This is a genomic window from Amycolatopsis sp. NPDC104775, from assembly GCF_055583325.1.
In genome coordinates, this window is record NZ_JBVJOE010000009.1 from 41,814 (window position 1) to 61,311 (window position 19,498).

Annotated in this window: 19 protein-coding genes; 12 read left to right on the plus strand and 7 right to left on the minus strand. The window is 68.6% G+C overall.

Annotated features, from left to right (window positions below; all coding sequences use genetic code 11):
• Positions 1–159 precede the first annotated feature (159 nt).
• Positions 160–1,776, minus strand: coding sequence for a chaperonin GroEL (groL, locus tag ACZ63D_RS32790; protein WP_465358227.1), 1,617 nt, complete (start codon positions 1,774–1,776; stop codon positions 160–162).
• Between the two features lie 98 nt (positions 1,777–1,874).
• A complete protein-coding gene (gene groES / locus ACZ63D_RS32795) occupies positions 1,875–2,168 on the minus strand; it encodes a co-chaperone GroES (RefSeq protein WP_009072407.1) in 294 nt (97 codons plus the stop codon).
• Between the two features lie 350 nt (positions 2,169–2,518).
• Here groES and ACZ63D_RS32800 point away from each other — a divergent pair, with 350 nt between their 5' ends.
• Positions 2,519–4,441, plus strand: coding sequence for an N-acetylmuramoyl-L-alanine amidase (locus ACZ63D_RS32800; protein WP_465358228.1), 1,923 nt, complete (start codon positions 2,519–2,521; stop codon positions 4,439–4,441).
• A 45-nt stretch (positions 4,442–4,486) separates the two neighbouring features.
• On the opposite strand, the gene ACZ63D_RS32805 is transcribed toward ACZ63D_RS32800, so the two are convergent.
• Together ACZ63D_RS32805 and xrtP are read right to left on the minus strand one after the other, a co-directional pair.
• Positions 4,487–5,815, minus strand: a complete 1,329-nt coding sequence (locus ACZ63D_RS32805) for a glycosyltransferase family 2 protein (protein ID WP_465358473.1) — start codon at positions 5,813–5,815, stop codon at positions 4,487–4,489.
• Positions 5,816–5,868: 53 nt separating this feature from the next.
• Entirely contained in the window at positions 5,869–6,375 is a 507-nt protein-coding gene (gene xrtP, locus ACZ63D_RS32810; RefSeq protein ID WP_465358229.1) for an exosortase P, read from the minus strand.
• 378 nt (positions 6,376–6,753) lie between these two features.
• Between xrtP and ACZ63D_RS32815 the strand changes: the two genes are divergently transcribed.
• The 3 genes from ACZ63D_RS32815 to wecB all read left to right on the plus strand — a co-directional run bounded on the left by ACZ63D_RS32815 (position 6,754) and on the right by wecB (position 8,947).
• Positions 6,754–7,521 carry a choice-of-anchor P family protein gene (locus tag ACZ63D_RS32815; RefSeq protein WP_465358230.1) on the plus strand — a complete coding sequence of 256 codons (768 nt, stop codon included), beginning with the start codon at positions 6,754–6,756 and terminating at the stop codon, positions 7,519–7,521.
• A gap of 20 nt (positions 7,522–7,541) precedes the next feature.
• Positions 7,542–7,721 carry an LPXTG cell wall anchor domain-containing protein gene (locus tag ACZ63D_RS32820; protein WP_465358231.1) on the plus strand — a complete coding sequence of 60 codons (180 nt, stop codon included), beginning with the start codon at positions 7,542–7,544 and terminating at the stop codon, positions 7,719–7,721.
• Between the two features lie 68 nt (positions 7,722–7,789).
• Entirely contained in the window at positions 7,790–8,947 is a 1,158-nt protein-coding gene (gene wecB, locus ACZ63D_RS32825; RefSeq protein WP_465358474.1) for a non-hydrolyzing UDP-N-acetylglucosamine 2-epimerase, read from the plus strand.
• On the opposite strand, the gene tsaD is transcribed toward wecB, so the two are convergent.
• From tsaD to tsaB, 3 genes are read right to left on the minus strand one after another with little or no spacing between them, the layout of a single operon-like run.
• Positions 8,928–9,974 carry a tRNA (adenosine(37)-N6)-threonylcarbamoyltransferase complex transferase subunit TsaD gene (gene tsaD, locus ACZ63D_RS32830; protein ID WP_465358232.1) on the minus strand — a complete coding sequence of 349 codons (1,047 nt, stop codon included), beginning with the start codon at positions 9,972–9,974 and terminating at the stop codon, positions 8,928–8,930. The two genes, wecB and tsaD, sit on opposite strands and share 20 nt — an antisense overlap.
• A complete protein-coding gene (rimI, locus tag ACZ63D_RS32835; RefSeq protein WP_465358233.1) occupies positions 9,974–10,456 on the minus strand; it encodes a ribosomal protein S18-alanine N-acetyltransferase in 483 nt (160 codons plus the stop codon). Before rimI ends, tsaD begins: the two co-directional genes overlap by 1 nt.
• Positions 10,453–11,118 (minus strand): tRNA (adenosine(37)-N6)-threonylcarbamoyltransferase complex dimerization subunit type 1 TsaB, encoded by a 666-nt coding sequence (gene tsaB, locus ACZ63D_RS32840; RefSeq protein WP_465358234.1) that lies wholly within the window; start codon positions 11,116–11,118, stop codon positions 10,453–10,455. The genes rimI and tsaB overlap by 4 nt, the downstream gene beginning before the upstream one ends.
• Positions 11,119–11,369: 251 nt before the next feature.
• Between tsaB and ACZ63D_RS32845 the strand changes: the two genes are divergently transcribed.
• From ACZ63D_RS32845 to ACZ63D_RS32880, 8 genes are all read left to right on the plus strand, one after another.
• Positions 11,370–11,861, plus strand: a complete 492-nt coding sequence (locus tag ACZ63D_RS32845; protein ID WP_465358235.1) for a hypothetical protein — start codon at positions 11,370–11,372, stop codon at positions 11,859–11,861.
• Positions 11,858–12,460: a DUF3558 domain-containing protein gene (locus tag ACZ63D_RS32850; RefSeq protein ID WP_465358236.1), complete on the plus strand. Its 603-nt coding sequence runs from the start codon at positions 11,858–11,860 to the stop codon at positions 12,458–12,460. The genes ACZ63D_RS32845 and ACZ63D_RS32850 overlap by 4 nt, the downstream gene beginning before the upstream one ends.
• Positions 12,460–12,771: a hypothetical protein gene (locus ACZ63D_RS32855; RefSeq protein WP_465358237.1), complete on the plus strand. Its 312-nt coding sequence runs from the start codon at positions 12,460–12,462 to the stop codon at positions 12,769–12,771. The genes ACZ63D_RS32850 and ACZ63D_RS32855 overlap by 1 nt, the downstream gene beginning before the upstream one ends.
• The gene (locus ACZ63D_RS32860; RefSeq protein WP_465358238.1) at positions 12,771–14,102 is read left to right on the plus strand and encodes a hypothetical protein; all 1,332 of its coding nucleotides are present in this window, start codon (positions 12,771–12,773) and stop codon (positions 14,100–14,102) included. Before ACZ63D_RS32855 ends, ACZ63D_RS32860 begins: the two co-directional genes overlap by 1 nt.
• Positions 14,103–14,104: 2 nt before the next feature.
• Positions 14,105–14,851, plus strand: a complete 747-nt coding sequence (locus ACZ63D_RS32865) for an ESX secretion-associated protein EspG (RefSeq protein ID WP_465358239.1) — start codon at positions 14,105–14,107, stop codon at positions 14,849–14,851.
• Between the two features lie 109 nt (positions 14,852–14,960).
• Positions 14,961–16,382, plus strand: coding sequence for an acyl-CoA synthetase (locus ACZ63D_RS32870; protein WP_465358240.1), 1,422 nt, complete (start codon positions 14,961–14,963; stop codon positions 16,380–16,382).
• Entirely contained in the window at positions 16,379–17,698 is a 1,320-nt protein-coding gene (locus ACZ63D_RS32875) for a carboxyl transferase domain-containing protein (protein ID WP_465358241.1), read from the plus strand. The genes ACZ63D_RS32870 and ACZ63D_RS32875 overlap by 4 nt, the downstream gene beginning before the upstream one ends.
• A gap of 361 nt (positions 17,699–18,059) precedes the next feature.
• On the plus strand, positions 18,060–19,469 hold the full coding sequence (locus ACZ63D_RS32880; RefSeq protein WP_465358242.1) for an MFS transporter: 1,410 nt from the start codon (positions 18,060–18,062) through the stop codon (positions 19,467–19,469).
• The last annotated feature ends 29 nt before the right edge of the window (positions 19,470–19,498 follow it).

The window sequence follows — 19,498 nt, forward strand, 5'->3', positions numbered from 1 at the left end:
CGGAGTCGACGCGTGACGGGCCGACGCCAAGCGGACCCGACGCGTGACGGCGCGGACGCGAAGCGGGGCCCACGCGAAGCGGCGCAACCACCAAACGGAACCAACGCGAAGCGGGGCGGCACCCCCAAGGGAGTGCCGCCCCGCCAAAACAAAACCGCGTCAGTGCGAGTGCCCGTGGCCAGCGGCCTCCGGCTCCTCTTCGGCCGGCTTCTCGACCACGGAGCTTTCCGTGGTGAGCACGAGCCGGGCGATGGACGCCGCGTTCGCGACGGCCGAGCGGGTCACCTTGACCGGGTCGACGATGCCGGCCGCGATCAGGTCGGTCAGTTCGCCGGTGGCGGCGTTGAAGCCCTGGCCCCAGCCCTGCTCCTGGACCTTGTTCACGATGACCGCGCCCTCGTGGCCCGCGTTCGTCGCGATCCAGAACAGCGGGGCGGTGAGCGCGTCGCGGACGATGCGCACGCCGGTGGCCTCGTCACCGGAGAACTCGGACTCGAGCCCTGCCAATTCCTTGACCGCGTGCACCAGCGCCGAACCACCGCCGGGCAGGATGCCCTCCTCGACGGCCGCCTTGGTCGAAGCCACGGCGTCCTCGATGCGGTGCTTGCGCTCGTTCAGCTCGGTCTCGGTGGCCGCGCCGACCTTGATCACGGCCACGCCGCCGCCGAGCTTCGCGAGCCGCTCCTGCAGCTTTTCGCGGTCCCAGTCGGAGTCGGTGGTCTCGATCTCCTTGCGGATCTGCGCGGTCCGCGCGGCGATGGCGTCCTTGGTGCCCGCGCCGTCGACGATCGTCGTGTCGTCCTTGGTGACGACGACCCGGCGGGCCTTGCCCAGCGAGCCGAGGTCGACCTCGGACAGCTTGCGGCCGATCTCCGCGGAGATGACCTCGCCGCCGGTGACGACCGCGAGGTCGTCCAGGAACGCCTTGCGGCGGTCGCCGAAGAACGGGGCCTTGACCGCGACCGCGGTGATCGTCTTGCGCAGCGAGTTCACCACGAGGGTGGACAGCGCCTCGCCGTCGACGTCCTCGGCGATGATGAGCAGCGGCTTCTTCGCCTCGACGACCTTCTCCAGCACCGGGAGCAGGTCGGCCAGCGCCGAGATCTTCTCGCGGTGCAGCAGGACGTAGGCGTCCTCGAGGATCGCCTTCTGGTCCTCCGGGCTGGTCGCGAAGTGCGCCGACAGGAAGCCCTTGTCGAACTGGACGCCCTCGGTGATCACGAGGTCGGTCGCCAGCGTGGACGACTCCTCGATGGTGATCACGCCGTCCTCGCCCACGCGCTCGACGGCCTCGCCGAGCAGCGCGCCGATCGCCGCGTCCCGCGAGGTGACGGTGCCGACCTGGGCGATGTTGTCGCGGCCCTTGACCGGGGTGGCCTTGGCCTTGAGGACCTCGACGACCTTCTCCGCGGCCGCTTCGATGCCCTTGCCGACCGCGGTCGGGTTGGCGCCGGCGGCGACGTTGCGCAGGCCGTGCTTGACCAGCGACTGGGCCAGCACCGTGGCGGTGGTGGTTCCGTCGCCGGCGACGTCGTTGGTCTTGGTGGCGACGCTCTTGGCGAGCTGCGCGCCGAGGTTCTCGAACGGGTCGTCGAGTTCGACCTCGCGCGCGACGGTGACGCCGTCGAGAGTGATCGTCGGACCGCCGAACTTCTTGTCGAGAACGACGTGGCGACCGCGCGGGCCGAGGGTGACCTTGACCGCGTCGGCGAGCTTGTTCACCCCGCGCTCGAGCGCGCGACGAGCGTCCTCGTCGAAACTGATCTGCTTGGGCATAACGCTTTCCGCTTACCTTTCGGTTGTCGTGCGACGCAAAACGCCCCGCACCCCGGCATGTGCGGGGCCCGGGGCGTCCTTGCGCTGCGAGTGACGCGTCAGTTGATGACGGCCAGCACGTCGCGGGCGGAGAGGATCAGGTAGTCCTCGCCGTTGTACTTGACCTCGGTGCCGCCGTACTTGGAGTAGATGACGACGTCGCCGACAGCCACGTCCAGCGGAACGCGGTTGCCCTTGTCGTCGATGCGGCCCGGGCCCACGGCCAGAACCTTGCCCTCCTGGGGCTTCTCCTTGGCGGTGTCGGGGATGACGAGGCCGGAAGCGGTCGTCTCCTCGGCCTCGCTCGTCTGGACAACGATCTTGTCCTCGAGCGGCTTGATGTTCACGCTCACCGGGTTGACCTCCACGGTCGTCGAAAGCGTCGGCATGATGACTGGTTACGGCTCATACCACCCCCGCCGTCGCGGGTGCCGGGGCGTGTCCGGGCCGTTCGATTAGCACTCTAGCCATGTGAGTGCCAGCTTCGCAAGGAGGGTCCGCCGGACCTGGCGATCCGCCAGGTGGAAGCCGCTGACCGGCCCGTTTGTTCCACGGTCCGGCGCGAGCGCCCCGACCAGGCGACCGGCGGCCAGGGCACCGCTGCGTGCCCGATCGGCTCCCGTCCGGCGGAAAAACCCCGCCAATCGCCCTCGGCACCTGGTTGGATCCGCACAGACAGGCATCTCACCCCTGGAGTCCTCCTATGCCCCGCTCACTCCCGTGGCGCCTGGCCGCCGCCACCGCCGGGCTGCTGGCATTGGCCGCGATCGCGGTCGCCGCGCCCGCCTCCGCACAGCCCGCCAACAAAGCCCGCCAGCGGACCTTCGCCGACGCCGCCTCCGAATTCGGCGTCCCAGTGGATGTCTTGCTGGCCGTCTCGTACCTCGAATCCCGCTGGGACACTCATTCCGGCGCTCCCAGCACCGCCGCCGGATACGGCCCGATGCACCTCACCGACGTCCGCACCACCGGATTGCGCACCAGCGAATTCGACAACCCCGACGAAGACCCCCGCGGCGACGACTCGCGTCCGACCCTGCGGCTGCGGACGCTCGAACCGTCCGCTCCCCCGCCTGGCAGCCAGACCATCGACAAGGCTGCCGAGCTACTGCACACCGACGCGGCGAAGCTCCGTACGGACGCCGAAGCGAACATTCGCGGCGGCGCGGCGCTGCTGGCCGACTACCAGCGAGAGTTAGGCGTCAAGAGCGACAACGCGAAGGACTGGTACGGAGCCGTCGCGCGCTACAGCGGCTCCGAAGACGTCACCGGCGCCCGCACCTTCGCCGACGAAGTCTTCGCCACCATCAACAGCGGCGTCGCGCGTACGACCGACGACGGCCAGGCGGTCAAGCTCGCCGCGACCTCCGGCGTCACCCCGGACCGCGCCCAAGCGGACCGCCTCGGGCTGCGCGCCGGGCAGCCGCCGGCGACCGAGTGCCCGAGGTCGATGTCCTGCGAATCGGCGCCCGCGCCGTTCCAGAAGATCGGCGACAGCTACGGCAACTACGACAAGGCCGACCGGCCGCACGACCAGAAGATCGACTACATCGTCATCCACGACACCGAGGGCACCTGGGACTCGGTCATGAAGCAGGCCCAGACGCCGGGCCAGACCGCGTGGCACTACACGGTCCGTTCCTCGGACGGCCAGGTCGCCCAGCACGTGGCGACCAAGGACGTCGGCTGGCACGCCGGGAACTGGTACGTGAACGCGAAATCCCTCGGCGTCGAGCACGAGGGCTTCGCCGCGCAGGGCACCTGGTTCACCGAGGCGATGTACCGCCAGTCCGCGAAGCTCGTCCGCTACCTCGCCCACCGCTTCGGCGTTCCGCTGGACCGGGCGCACATCCTCGGCCACGACAACGTGCCCGGCCCGAACGCGGACAGAATCAAGAGCATGCACTGGGACCCGGGTCCGTATTGGGACTGGGCGCATTACTTCGACCTGCTCGGCGCCCCGCTGGAGCACGACGGCGATTCGGATTCCGGCCTCGTCCTGATCGATCCGGAGTTCTCCGCCAACCGTCCGGCGTTCACCGGCTGCGACAAGATCGGGTCCGGAAACCCGTGCCCGGAGCGGGATTCCGGCTCCGTCGTGCTGCACACCGAGCCGAGCGAATCCGCGCCGCTGCTGTCCGATGTGGGCATGCACGGACCGAATCCGTCCACGATGGACGTCTCGGACATCGGCAGCCGCGTCGCCACCGGCCAGAAGTACGCCGTCGCGGACACCCGCGGCGACTGGACCGCGATCTGGTACCTCGGCCAGAAGGGCTGGTTCCGCAACCCGGCCGACGCACCTGCCGCGTACCCGGCCGACGGATTCGTCGCGACACCCAAGGCGGGCAAAGCGACGGTGCCGGTTTACGGCAGCGCGTATCCGGAGGCCGGGGCGTACCCGAAGGACATTCCGGTGCAGGAGCTCAAGCCGCTGCCGTATCAGCTCGGCGCGGGACAGAAGTACTCCGTCGGCGGGCTGACCGGCTCGGAGTACTACTCGTCGTCCTTCGACGTCTCGACCAACAAGGTCGTCAAGGGCAAGGCGAAGTACGTGGAAATCCAGCTCGGCCACCGCGTCGCGTACGTCAGCCGCGACGACGTCGACCTCGAACCGGCGTCCTGACCGCAGCTCGCTGAATGCCCGGGCCGGGAGCATCGGCCCGGGCATTCACGCGTCCAGAGCCACCTTCACGCCAGCGCTGGCCTCGGTGTTGCGCCGGGTTTTGGCCCAGCCGTTGCGACCGCGCACCAGCCGGAACAGCGCACGCCAGGACGTGATGTAGAAGGTGTAGATGTACGCCGCGTACAGCAGGCCCATGCCGAGCCCGCGGAAGATGTTCTTGCTGCGCAGGCATTTCATCTGATAGATCGGGCCCCACACGACGAACGGCAGCAGGCCGAACGAACCGTAGATCGCGAAGAGAATCCAAGCGCCACCGGTGAACCACGTCCACACCTGACCTGGATCGCCCGCGGTGGTGACGAGAAGCATGATGAACGGCACCGGGTACAGCAGCGAACCGAGCAGCTGCATCCACGGCTGCGCCAGGTAGTACATCATCTCCGCGGCGCCCAAAGTGGACAGATGCGGCGAGTCCCAGATCCGGCGCAGGTACCGCATGCACTGCATAGTCCCCTGCCCCCAGCGCGTGCGTTGCACCAGGAACCGGCGGAGACTGTACAAACCTTCCTGCGCCACATAGGAATCCGGGGTGAACCCAGTGCGCCAGCCCGTGGTGAGCAGGTGCACGCCGAGTTCGAAGTCCTCCAGCAGAGAACCGCGCCACGGGGCCAGTTCCTCCCCGGCGATCGAGTCCAATGCGGACAGCCGGGTGAACTGTCCGTTGCCGCCCATGGAGATCGTGCCGGTGAAGCCGCGCGACGTCTGGATCGCCGCGATCGCGGTACGGAATTCCAGGTCCTGCAACTGAGCGAGCTTGAGTCCGAAGGCGCGGGAGAACCAGGTCCGGCCGGGCGGACGGCTGCGAGCATTGCTCATCCGGACGTCGAGCTGTACGGCCCCCACGGTTTCGTCGCCGAACAGGTGGTCCGCCGCGCACACTTCGAGACAGTTGGGCGCGGGGCGGCCGTCCGCGTCGACCACCACGACCACCACCCGGTCCCGGTCCGCGTCGGGACCGAGCCACTCGTCCAGCTCGCGGTAGGCGGCGTTGAGCGCGTCCCCCTTGCCGGTACGGGCTTCCGGGCGCTGACGCGCGACGAGGTGCAGATTCGCGTCGTAGCCGCCGTTGCGCCGCCACACCGAACGCACGACCCGGGCGGTGCGGTCGTCGGAGTCGTCGTCCACGACCCACACGTGCGCGCGGCGGAAGGTGCCGCGCAGGTACTTCACCGTCTCGCGGATCACCACCTCCTCGTCGCGGCACGGAACGAAGAAGTGCCAGGAGAAGTCGTCCGGATCGCCGACCGGAGCGGGTTTGCGGCGCAGGTACGGCACGACGATCACCACGACGTACACGAGGAACGCGACGCTCATGGTGAGCGCGAACGCCTGCGTGACCGACAGCAGGATCTTCAAGCCGGAGTCGCTCACGCCGCGGCCCGCTTCTCGGCCCTCGTCTTCCGCGTCGCCAGCCACACGAACAGCACCAGCGAGATCGCCCCGCCGATGACGCTGACCAGCGAGCCGAGCAGGGTGTGGCCCCAGTAGTAGCCCTCGTCGGTGCCGAGCCCGTTGACCAGCCCGACGATGGTGAGAATCCGTAACTGATTAACCACAACCACCGCGATCGCGGCGATTCCCAGCGAGAAAAAGAGCCGCCGGGCATTCTGCGGCCGGAACCACAGAAGTGCGGCGGTGACTAATAGCAGCGGTAGCAAAAGGAAAACCGACGAGCATTCCGGAGTCATCCGTAACCCGAATGGAGTATCACCAGACAACCCGAAGTAGACCGATTCGCGGTTTCCGGCCACATATACCCCCGATGAGGTGATGACCCGGAGAATCGCACCGGCCAGTTGCACTTCCAGCTCCCGGTACCCGCGCTCCACGAGGACCAGCACCACCCCCGCGGCGAGCACCCCGAACACCGCCATACGCTGCGGAAACCGGGATGCGCCTGACACCGGCGCGTTGACTGCTGTCACGACGACCCTCTCGAGAAGAAACCCAGCGGAACCGGGGGAACCGCAGCCACGGTCGTGTCCGCGGCGGTTTCCGCCCCTTCGCCGAGCAGCCCCGTTCCGGGGATGCCCGAGCACCTTTCGGCATATTCTTGCTCATGCTTGCTACTCCGTTCGGGTGATGCTTCACGCGACCTGGGGAAAACCAAAACTTTTATCACCCGATGTGGTGATAGCGCGAAAAATCTGTGCCATTTCGGAAACGTCCGCCGATAACCGATCCGCGTGCCGACTCTTGCTCAGCGGGTTTAGTCCGCGCGGCGGCTCGCCCTGAGAAAAATCGGAGGACCAGTGAAGAGACACCTCGTGCGACGAGGCGGCCTGCTCGCCGCTGTCGTGGCGAGCATCGCCTTGGCCGGAGCAGCTCCGGCCAGCGCCGCTCCCGGCGACGGGTCGGCCTACGGCGTCGACGTCAACGTGACGCTGCTCGGCCAGCCCGCGGTGCATCTCGGCCCGCTCGCGGCCGCGAACACCAACGGCCCGACGGAAAGCACCGCGGTCTCCGCGAACGTGCCCGGCGTGCTGACCACCGGCGTGATCAAGACGTCCGCCGTGCGCGACGACAACTCCGGCGCGGTCACGGCGAAGGCGTCCGTCGCCGACGTCGGACTGCCGCTGCTCAAGGCCGCCGTCGGCAATGTCGGCGCGAAGGCGGTCGAAGCCGTTTGCACCGCGACCCAGGAAGGCGTCAAGGGCAGCACCACGCTGGTCGGCGCGAACCTCGGCAGCCTCGGCAACGTCGACGCCAGCCCGGCGGCGAACACCGAGCTGAAAGTCCAGGTCGGCCCGCTGCACGTGGCGACGCTGATCCTGAACGAGCAGATCAAGAACAGCGACGGCAGCCTCACCGTCAACGCCCTGCACCTCAAGCTGCTCGGCGGCGACGCGCTGGGCGCGCTCGGTTCGGGCGACGTGATCCTGTCGTCGGCGACCTGCGGCCCGGCCGCGCCGCCGATGCCGCTCGCCTCGGGCGCCGGCATGTGGATCGGCTTCGGCGTGGTCGCCGCGGTCGCGGTGCCGGTCGGCCTGCGCTTCACCCGGCGTCGTTCGGCTGCCTGACCCGGTGAGGTGATGGACCGATGTACAAGATGCCTGGCGCCGGGGTCGGCGTCGCCGGTGGCGGGGTGGGCACCCTCGCCGCCACCGGTGCCGATGTCGGCTGGTGGCTCGCGGTCGGGGTGGCGCTGGTGATCCTCGGGATCGTCGCGCTGATCGCCGTCCGCCGGCGGAATCGGCGGTTGTCCCGCCTGGACGGCTGACGAATCCGGGCTGCCGGCGTGATCCCGCCGGCAGCCCGGATTTCCGGGACACTCGAAGGGTGGAAACGTTGGACGTGATGTTGCTGGCCGGCACTCGGCCGGAGGCAGTGAAGCTCGCGCCGCTCGCACTGGCCTTGGACGCCCGGCCCGGGCTGCGCCCGCTCATCGTGCACAGCGGACAGCACCAGGGCATGGTCGAACAGGCGCTGGCCCCGTTCGAAGTCGGCATCGACGTGTGGCTCGACGTGCCGCCGCGAGTGTCGGGCACCCAGGCGGAACTGGTGTCCGGCCTGCTGCCCGCGCTCGATGCCGCGCTGCGCCGGTATCAGCCGTCGGCGCTCGTCGTACAAGGCGACACGACCACGGGGCTGGCCGGTGCGCTCGCCGCGTTCTGGCTTGGCATTCCGGTGGTGCACCTCGAAGCCGGGCTGCGTACCCACGATCTGGCATCGCCGTTCCCCGAGGAGGGAACGCGGCAGATGATCTCGCGGATCGCGGCGCTGCACCTAGTCCCGACAGCAGCCGCGGGCGCGGCATTGCTGGCCGAAGGCGTACCGGCAGAGCGAATCACGCGCACTGGCAACACCGTTGTGGACGCGGTGCTCGCGGTGGCCGCGCGCGATCTCCCGGCGCGCGATCCGGCGCTTGCCTTGCTGGAGATGGGAATCGCCGAAGCGGGCGAGCAGCTGGTGCTGGTTACGTCGCACCGCCGCGAGTCGTGGGGCGAACCGTTGACGCGCACGCTGACCGCCGTGCGGCAGATCGTCGATGCCCATCCACGCGTGCAGGTGCTGTTCCCGGTGCACCCGAATCCGGCTGTGCGAGAACAAGTCGAAGAAGTACTGGGCGGCGTCGCGCGAGTGACCGTCACGGAGCCGTTGGAGTATCCGGATCTCGTGCGCGCACTGCGGTTGGCGTCGCTCGTGCTGACGGATTCCGGTGGTATTCAAGAAGAAGCGCCGACGTTCGGCACGCCGGTGCTGGTGCTGCGCGACACTACGGAACGCCCGGAAGCTGTCGAAGCCGGTTGCGCTTGGCTGGTCGGCACCGACACGGAGCTGATCACCGATACCGCCGCACGCGTCCTTCGCGGCGAGCTGAGTGCTGCCGCGTCCGCGAATCCGTATGGCAATGGCTCCGCCGCAGCTCTGTCCGCTTCGGCGATCGAGGCACTGCTGTCTGTTGACTCCGCAGCGCTCGTGAGTCCTAAAGGGACACAACGTTGACCGGAAGCCCCGGGTTCGCCGAAAAGTCCAACGGTGCCACAGCCCGGCCCGCTGCCACCACATGCGCCCCCAACGCCGCGATCATCGCGCCGTTGTCCGTGCACAACCTCGGCCGCGGCACGCGAAGCTCGATGCCCGCTTCCGCGCACCGCTCCGCCGCCAGCTCGGACAGCCGTGAATTCGCTGCCACACCACCGGAAATCACCAACGTGCCGATGTTCTGTTCGCGCGCGGCACGGATCGCCTTCGCGGTAAGCACGTCCGCGACCGCCTCCTGAAAGGACGCCGCGACGTCGTTCACCGGCACTTCGCCGCCAGTGCGCTCGGCGTTCTCCACCCAGCGCGCCACCGCCGTTTTCAAGCCAGAGAAGGAAAAGTCGAACTTCGCGTCACGCGGTCCGGTCATCCCGCGGGGGAACGCGATCGCCTTCGGGTCGCCCTGCTTGGCCGCCTTGTCGATCGGCGGCCCACCCGGATACGGCAGGTCCAGCACACGCGCGACCTTGTCGTACGCCTCGCCCGCTGCATCGTCCACAGTGGACCCAAGCTCGGTGATGCTAGACGCGATGTCGTCCACCCGCAACAGTTGCGTGTGTCCACCGGAAACCAGCAAGGCCAGCACCGGCTTCGGCAATGGGCCGTGCTGCAGCGTGTCCACCGCGATGTGCCCCGCGAGATGATTCACGCCGTACAACGGCACATCCAGTGCGGTCGCATACGCTTTCGCCGCCGAAACGCCCACCAGCAACGCACCCGCGAGCCCCGGCCCGGCCGTCACCGCGATCGCGTCCACATCGGACAGTTTCAGTCCCGCTGTCGCGAACGCCCGCTCCGCCGTCGGCACCATCGCTTCGAGATGCGCGCGGCTGGCCACCTCCGGCACGACCCCGCCGAAGCGCGCGTGCTGGTCCACACTGGACGCGACCTCGTCGGCGAGCAGCTCCACCGTGCCGTCGTCGTGAAGCCGGACGAGTCCGACTCCAGTCTCGTCACAGGAGCTTTCGATGCCCATGATGACGCGCGCCATCAGCCGGCCACCTCGTCTCGTGCCGGGGCCTGCGCCGGGCGGGCCATGGTGAACGCGTCGGCACCAGACGGCTGGTAATACCGCTTCCGAATGCCGAGTTTCTGAAAACCGTGCGCCTCATACAGCTTCACGGCCGGGTCGTTGTCCGTACGCACTTCAAGGAACACGGCCGCGTGCAACTCGTCGGCGCGCGTCAGCAGTGCGCGCAGCAATGCCTTGCCGATGCCCTGCCCCTGCGCCTCCGGAACCACGCCGATCGTGTGGACGCTCGCTTCGTAATCCCCGCGTCGCCCGACCACCGCGAGCCCCGCGTACCCGAGCAGTTCGGCACCGTCGTCCGACCGCGCGGCCAGGTAGTAATGCCCCTGGTCAAGCTCGGAATGGAACGCGCGCGCACTCCACGGATCGTCGCCGGGAAAGAGGATCTTCTCGATCTCCGCACACCTCGCGACGTCAGCGCGGCGCAACTGGTCGAGCTTCACAGTGCTGTCACCCTCTTGCGCGCCGTCGGCTCGACAGCGTCCGGACGACGCAGGTACAGCGGCGTCAACGGCTCCGGCTGCGCACGCTCGAGAAGCGCCGTACGCGCCACACTCACCAACCCAGCCGGCGACGGAAACCGCGGCTCGATCGGCACCACGCCCACCGCCGCCGCGTACTGCAACGCCCCGTCGCCCGCCGCGACCCGAATGTCGGTCTCGACGTCCGCGGGCCGCTGTACGTGAGGACCGTCGGTACGCACACCCGAAGCGTCGTACGCGGCCCAGTAGACCTCGCGGCGCCGCGCGTCCGTGAAGACGAGAAACGGCTTCTCCGTCCGCACCACGTCAGCCGCGATCGCGTCGAGGCTGCACACCGGGTACGCCGGGATGCCGAGCGCGTGCGCGTACGCAGCCGCCGTGGCCATGCCAGCGCGCAGTCCCGTGAAAGGCCCTGGCCCGACACCGCACACAATCGCGTCGAGCTCGCGCAGCGTGACCCCAGCCTCTTCCGCCGCAGCCAGCGCATGCGGGGCGATCAACTCGCCGTGCGCCCGAGGATCCACCGTGACGCGATCCGCCCGGGTGACAAGCTCAGCCTCGTCGACGGCAACGATGCCCGCCGTTACCGCCGGAGTAGCCGTGTCGATCGCCAATACCAGCACGATTTCCCAGGATAGCTCTGGTCCGAAGGAGACCGGGGAGCGGGCGGGGTCGGTCTTCGGGGCGCAGGGTGAATACGTTCCGTGACGAAGCTGTCTTTCGTGGTGGCTGTGGGCGGGGTGCTGGTTGGCGGCTTCCGGACACCTGCCCGGCTTGGGGGATTTTGTCCGCACGCGGAACCTCGACCGATTAAGCTCAGTCAAAGCGTCGGCAGTCGGAGACAATGCCGCCGGGAGCGAGGGGGAACGTCATCGTGGGCAATGGGCAGTCGTCCAGCAACAGCCAGCCGGTGGACGGTCGCGCGGGGTACGTCGATCCGGAAGAGCAGGCCAAGCGGGACCGCCAGGACAAGCAGTTCGGCGAAGCGATGAACTCCAATGGCGTGCGCGTCTACCAGCAGCGCGCAGCCGAAGACGCCAAGGTCAACGCAGCCGCGGCGGGTGGCGGGTTCAATATGGACATCGCGGCGATGAAGGCACTGCAACCGAGGTGGCAAGGGATCGCGGACAAGCTCAGCGACATGATGCAGTTGGGCGATCAGTTCAAGGGTCTTCCACAGCCCGCGGAGGACCCGGCCAGCACGCTGCAGAAGAAGGCCGCCGACAGCCACGCCGATGCGTATATGGCAAGCCTCAAGCAGCAGCAGATCTACGCACAGGGCTACGCGAATCAGCTGAAGGACGCCATCGCCAAGTACGAAAAACAGGAGCACGCAAACACCGACGGCCTGCGCAAGCAAGGATGAGCCGGGTGAAGACGACCGTTTACGCTGCGGCAGGCGCGCTCCTGCTACTCACTGTGACTGCCTGTTCTTCCAACCCGGGCACCCCAGCCCCGGCAACCTCGGAGACGTCCGCGGCACCGCCCAGCACCGCGAGCAACGTGCCGCGGGTGGCCAGCCCGCTCGACGCGACCAAATACGAGCAGAACCCCTGTGCCTTGCTCAGCCAAGCCCAAGCAACCCAGCTCATCAACTCCGTCCGCAACCGCCAGGCCGCAGGCGCCGTCGCACCCATCTGCAGCTGGTACGACGCCGACGGCAACCGGATCGGACTCGGTCTTCTCCCGCACCAGGGCGGCTTGGCCAGCGCGTACCAACACCAGGACAGCCAGTCCGGCTACTTCGAAGCGATCCCCGAGATCGACGGTTATCCGGCGGTCCTTTCCGGAACGACCGACAGCCGGAAAAGTGGCGGCTGCCAGGCCATCGTCGGGATCGCCGACGACGAAGCCTTCACCAGTTCGATCCTGCTCCAGCCACAATCGCCTCTCTATCAGGATCCGTGCTCGCTGGCAGTCAAAACGGCCGCGGCCGCCATCACGACGATCAAGGCCGGTGCGTGATGACGAGCAACATCGTGGTGGATGTCCTCCGCATTCGCGACGCCGACAGCTCTGCGGTCAGTGGGCCTGAGTCAGCAAAACCGGTCACCTTCGCTCCAGCCGAGAGTCTCCTTCCGCTCGCCGTCATCGCCTGCGCCAAAGACCTCGACGACCGGAAACACGGCGGCTGCCAACTCGCCGTCGGAAAAGACGACGAACTCTTCACAACCTCCGTGCGGCTCCCGTCGACGTCCGCCCTTCACCACGACCCGTGCTCACTGGCAGCAAACACAGCAGCCGCTGCCGTCGCCACTCTCAAGGCAGGTGCTTGATGGCTAACCTCACCCCGCAGGAAATCGTTCACCTGGTCAAATCGGGCAAGGGTTCCAGCGGCATGTTCCACGGTTCCGACCAGTCGGCGGCCCTCTCCGCTCAGCACGAGGAGATCGCCAACGAGATGCGGCAGCTTCAGAGCTCGATGGACGAGTACTGGAAGGGCGACGCCGCCGGCCGGGCTTACGTCGGGGCCGGACCGCTGGTTCAGGCGTCCCAGACCAGTGGCCAGCACCTCGCACAGGCTCAGGCGCTCTACTCGGGACAGGGCGGTTCCTTCGACGGGCTGCGCAGCAAAATCGCGTCCGTCGGCGATCTGGGGGACAAACCGGCGGACGACTGGGTCAGCGACACTCCCCTGTCTTTTCTGTCCAATCGCGCGGACGAAATCGATGCGTGGAACAAAAAAGCGCAAGAGGTCGTCAGCAGTTACGAGTCGTATCACGGGGAATCGACGGAGAACTCCGCTCGCTGGGCGGACCCGTCGCAATATGGGCAGCTGGCCCTCCCCTCCGCCGGCGGGGATTTCACCATCACCCAGCCCGGCGGCACCGGTACGGCGCATCTCCCCACGCACTACACCCCGGGCGGTCCCGGCGGCACTTACTCCGAGGGCGGCTACGTCTCAGGCGACTCCGGCAACACCAGCAGCACCGACAACACCGCCAGCCACCGCGACCACACCAATGATCGCACCGGGCCGCCGGGGGTCACGCCTCCTTCGGAGGGGGGTCACCGGTGGGATCCGGGGCCTTACCCGCCGCACAACGACCCGCCGCACAACGACCCGCCCCACAACGACCCGCGGGAGACGCCGGGGCGGTACGTGCCGCCGCACGTCGACCCGCCGGATGGCACCCGGACCTCCGGTTACGTGCCGCCGGATCTGACCAGCACCAACACCGGCAATCCCAACTCCTGGTCGGTCAACACCGGCAACCCCAACACCGCCAGCCCCAACGGCGGCAACAGCAGCAATCTGTACGCGCCCGGCTTCCAAAGCGGCGACCTGGGCGGCCGAAGCGGCAACGCGTTTGGCGGCCCGGGCAGCGGCAACGCAGGCGGCAACGGCAGCAACCCGGGCAACAACTCCGGCCGAGGAACCGGTCCGTTCAGCAACGCCGAAGGCACCGCCCGAGGTGGAGCGGCGTCCGGAGCCAACGGGCGCGCGGGTGCGCCGGGGATGGGCGCGATGGGCGGCCGCGGGCAGAAGGGCGAAGGCGAGGAGGACCTCGTCCACGAGACCGCCGACTACCTGGTCGAGCAGGACCCGGACGCCGCGCTCATCGGGGATCTTCCCAAGGCGGTTCCGCCGGTGATCGGGCTCTGACGATGCTCGTGCTCGCCCGCGAGGTGGTGCTCCCGGCCGACTGCCTGCCCCTCGCGGCGGAACTGGCTGGGGTTTCGCTCCCGGCAACGCTCGCGCCCGACCCGCTGTGGCGCGACCCGGAGGAGGCTCGGGCGTACCGCGAAGCGGCGGTGAGCGCGATGGCCGACCAAGGGGTGTGGGGCCGCGGCGGGTTGGACGAGACGTTCGCTCGGACGATGACCGTGTTGTGTCGTGGGGCCAGTGAGTTGTCGGCGACCGTCGAGAGCGGGCGGGATCGGCGGTATCGGCTGGTCGTCGCGGCGTTGGGCAAGGACGCGGTGCTGGCCTGTCACATGCCGTCCACCAGCACCGTGGTGTTGCGTCCGGCCCGGCCCGAGGCGCTGGCTGAGGATTTGATCCGGGAGTTGCCGCGCGTCCGTCCTGCGCAGGGGCAGGCGGTATCGGTGCCGGAATCCGCGCTGAACCTGGCTCTCGACGGCGGTCCGGCGAGGCAGGACGTCCGGCATTTGCTGGACGTCGCCGCGTTGCCGCGGATGGGCGGCGGCCAGATCGCCGCGGGGGTCCGCGACGGGCTCGGCGGGCGGCGGGTCAGCGGGCGCGACATCTGCACGTATTACGACACCGAGCACGGGCGCTACCTGTTCTCGTTCTCCGAAACCGACGGCGGCGAGCGGTACGTGAACGTCGCCCCGGCCCGCTACGAAACGATGGTCGAACGGGTGCGCGCGCTGCTCGATAATCTCGCCTGAGCCTGGGTACCCCTGTCATCGGAGATCTGTGAATCGCGTCGCAGGTGGCGACCGCCACCAGGCGGTACGGTGCGGTTCCAGGTGCCGGCGACGCAGGAGGTCCGCGAAAGTGCCCGATCCGCTGTTTCCCGCAGTCGCCGCCGGATCCGGCAAGGAAGCGCTGCGCTTCGGCGACCGAAAACTCACCTACGCCGAGCTCGGCGCGGTCGCCGGGGCGCTGGCCGCCGAACTGCCGTCTGACCGCCGGGTCGCGGTGTGGGCGACGCCGACGCTGCACACCAGCGTCGCGGTGGTCGCCGCGCTGCTCGCCGGGGTTCCGGTGGTGCCGCTCAACCCCAAGATCGGCGAACGCGAACTCGGCCACATCCTCGCCGACAGCGAGCCCGCGCTGGTGCTCGCCGAGCCCGGCGTCGAACTGCCTGCCACGCTTGACCTGCCGCGGCGCGACATTCCGCTGGCGGGGAACGGGAAGCCACCGGCCAGCGAGCCGGACGCCGAGGCACCCGCGTTCATCGTCTACACCTCCGGCACGACCGGCCCGCCCAAGGGCGTCGTGCTCCCCCGCCGCTCGATCGCGACCACGCTCGACGCGCTCGAGGACGCCTGGCAATGGACCGCTGACGACGTCCTCGTCCACGGCCTGCCGCTGTTCCACGTGCACGGCCTGATCCTGGGCATCCTCGGCCCGCTGCGCCGTGGCGGCTCAGTCCGCCACCTGGGCCGGTTCTCCCTCGAAGGCGTCACCGAGGAACTCGCGAACGGCGCGACGATGCTGTTCGGCGTCCCGACGATGTACCACCGGATCGCCGAAGCGGTCGCGACCGACGAAGCCCTCGCCAGCGCGCTCAAATCCGCGCGACTGCTGGTGTCCGGTTCGGCCGCGCTGCCGGTGCACGACCACCAGCGGATCACCGCCGCGACCGGACAGCAGGTCGTGGAGCGCTACGGGATGACCGAAACCCTGATGAACACCAGCGTCCGCGCCGACGGCGAGCGCAAGCCGGGTTCGGTCGGCGTCCCGCTCGCCGGGGTCGAACTGCGGCTGGTGGACGAGTCCGGAGCCGAGGTGAGCGAGTCCGAGGCAGTGGGTGAGATCCAGGTTCGCGGGCCGAATCTGTTCACCGAATACCTCAACCGGCCGGACGCGACGGCCGCCGCGTTCGACGGCGGCTGGTTCCGCACCGGCGACATGGCCACCCGCGACCCCGACGGGTACGTCCGGATCGTCGGCCGCAAGGCCACCGACCTGATCAAGAGCGGCGGCTACAAGATCGGCGCGGGCGAGATCGAGAACGCGCTGCTGGAACACCCGAACGTCGCCGAGGTGGCGGTGACCGGCGAACCGGACGACGACCTCGGCGAGCGGATCGTCGCGTGGGTCGTGCCGGACGGGGAGCGCCCGACGGTCGAGGAACTCGCTGACCACGTGTCGAAACTGCTCGCTCCGCACAAGCGGCCGCGCGTCGTGCGGTACCTGGACGCGTTGCCGCGCAACGACATGGGCAAGGTCATGAAGCGAGCGCTGGGATGAGGACGACTGCGCGCGAGCTGCTGGCCAGCATTTCCGTGGGGTTCACCGACCTGTCCCTCGCGGACACTCCGGCGGACGATCCGCTCGGCTGGCCGGGGTATCCGGAGTCCCGGGCCGCGGCCGCCACGCGCACCGGCGAGACCGAATCGGTGGTCGTCGGAGAGGCTCGGATCGGTGACGTGCCCACGGTGCTGATCGCCTGGGAGTTCGGCTTCCTCGGCGGTTCGATCGGACAGCAGACCGGCGACCGGGTCGAAGCCGCCTTCGCCCACGCGAAGGAGCGTGGACTGCCGGTGGTGTCGCTGGTCGCGACTGGCGGCAGCCGGATGCAGCACGGCATGCGCGCGCTTTCCCAGCTCCAGCGCATCGCGCGCGCCGCCGCGGAAGCACGCGCGGCAGGTGTCCCGCAGATTTCCGTTCTGCGCGATCCGTCCACTGGCGGCGGCTGGGCGACGCTGGGTGCTGGTTCCGATGTCGTGTTAGGACTGCCAGACGCGCAAGTCGGTTTCGCAGGCTCTCGCGTACGGCCAGCGACGTCTCCGGCAGAGGCGTACACCGTCGAAGCGAAGCTGGAGTGGGGTCAGGTCGACCGCCTCGTTGCGACAGACGAGCTGGGTGACGTACTCGCGCGCTGGCTACAGCTGTTGGCTGCGCCCTCGACAGAGCCCGCTCCCCCGCCCCATGCCCTTCGCAAAACCGCGCTGCCCGAAAGCGGTTGGGACGCCGTACGTGCGGCGCGCGCTTCTTCGCGAGCGCGCGCACCCGAGTACCTCGACGCCTACTTCGACTGGCGAGAGAACGTACAAGGCGACCGTGCCGGTCACGTCGATGAAGGTGTGCAGTGTGGCTTCGGCTGGCGAGAAGGCCGCACGATCGCGTACGCAGCACAATGCGGCACCGCGACGCGTCCCGCGGGTTTCCGTACCGCGGCACGGCTTGTCCGGCTAGCGTCTCGCCTAGGGATCCCGGTGCTGACCCTTGTGGACACTCCCGGCGCGGCAAACGACGCGGAAGCGGAAGAAGGCGGCATCGGACCAGCGATCGCGGAACTGTTCGAGGCGATCGCCACCGCCGCGGTTCCGGTCACGACGTTGGTGATCGGCGAAGGCGGTTCCGGTGGCGCGCTGGCTTTCGCCGCTTCGGGCGCGACGTGGATCGCTCCGGACGCCTATTTCTCGGTTACTTCCCCGGAAGCGGCGGCGGCGATCCTGAAACGCCCGATGACCGACGTGCCGGCCGTGGCCGACCAGCTGCGGTTGCGTCCGCAGGATCTGGTCGGCCTCGGCCTGGCAGCCGGGATCGTCGAGACTGAGTAGCGGTCAGGCCTCGGCCCGGACCCGCCACTTGCGCTGGGCGTAGGACGCGAGGGTGGCCGCTACAGCGACTCCCGCGGTTGCACAGCTTGCGATGGCCACGAATACTGCCGTCATTGCGGCTCCTCCTCACGGGGTTGCATGCGTCGATGCCGTCGGCGAATCCGGGTGATCCGCTGGCCGACGCGTGCGAGTTGATGGGGTTGAACAGGTATCTACCTGCTACAACGCATGCTCCCCGGTCGGCGTTACCTTCGCTACCCCCGAGCGGGAGTGAGACGTGTCACGTTAGGCTTTGGATCGCTCGCGGTAGGTGATGTCGGGGGCTCTGCGCAGTGAGTCCCGAAAACGCGAAGGGAGCGATGTGACAGAGGCAGCAGACGGGAGGGGGCCGTCGGGCGGCGCCACCGTCACGGACGACGCGACAATGCGCCGGGCGGTCGGCGCGGCCGCGGTCGGCAACATCACCGAGTGGTTCGATTTCGGGGTCTACGGCTACCTCTCCACCACCATCGAGGCGCAGTTCTTCCCGCCCGGCAATCCCGCCCTGGCCCAGCTCGCGACGTTCGCGACCTTCGCGGTGGCGTTCCTGGTGCGTCCGCTCGGCGGCCTGTTCTTCGGCCCGCTCGGCGACAAGATCGGCCGGACCAAGGTCCTCGCGGTCACGGTCATCCTGATGGCGACCGGCACGTTCCTCATCGGACTGATCCCGTCGTACTCCTCGATCGGGCTGGCCGCACCGATCCTGCTGGTCTGCGCGCGAGTCCTGCAGGGCTTCTCCACCGGCGGCGAGTACGCCGGCGCGATGACGTTCATCGCCGAGTACAGCCCGGACCGCCGCCGCGGCTACTTCGGCAGCTTCCTGGAGTTCGGCACCTTCATCGGGTACGCGCTGGGCGCGACCGTGTCGTCGGTGCTCCCGCTGGTTTCGACCCCGGCCTTTATGGACACCTGGGGCTGGCGCATCCCGTTCATGGTGGCGCTTCCGCTCGGCATCGTCGGCGTCTACCTGCGGACGAAGCTCGAAGAGACGCCCGCGTTCCAGCAGCTGCTCGACGAATCCGGCAAGCGCGAGGACGCCCAGTCCCAGCACGTGGTGCGCACGATCTTCTCGAAGTACTGGCCGACGATGCTGCTGGCCGGCGGGCTCGTGGTGACCTGGAATGTCACCAACTACATGCTCACCAGCTACATGCCGACCTATCTCAAGGACGAGCGCACGATGTCCGCGAACGGCGGCCAGGCGATCTCGGCCACCGCGGCGGAATGGCTGCAGATCGGCGTGCTGTGGCTGGGCGTGCTGCTCATCCCGCTGCTGGGCAGGCTCAGCGACAAGATCGGCCGCAAGCCGATCCTGTGGGTCGGCGCCGGCGGGCTGATCGTGCTCGGCATTCCGATGGTGCTGCTGCTCAAGAGCGGGTCGCTGATCGCGGTGCTGCTCGGCCTGGTCCTGATGGGACTGTTGCTGATCTGCTTCTCCTCGACCTGCCCGTCCACGCTGCCCGCGCTGTTCCCGACCGAAGTCCGCTACGGCGGGCTGTCGATCTCGTTCAACATCTTCGTGTCCGCGTTCGCCGGGACGGTGTCGCTGGTGATGAGCGCGCTGGTGCTGGCCACCGGAGATCTCAAGTGGCCCGGGTACTACCTGATGATCGCGGGCGTGGTCGGCGTGCTCACGCTGGTGAAGTTGAAGGAGACCGCGAAGAAGCCGCTACTGGGGTCGGCTCCCGCTCTGTCCGCTTCCGAGGAGGCGGCCGCCAAGGCCAGCTCGTAACCGAGCCGCTGCCGGTGAAGGGCTCCTTG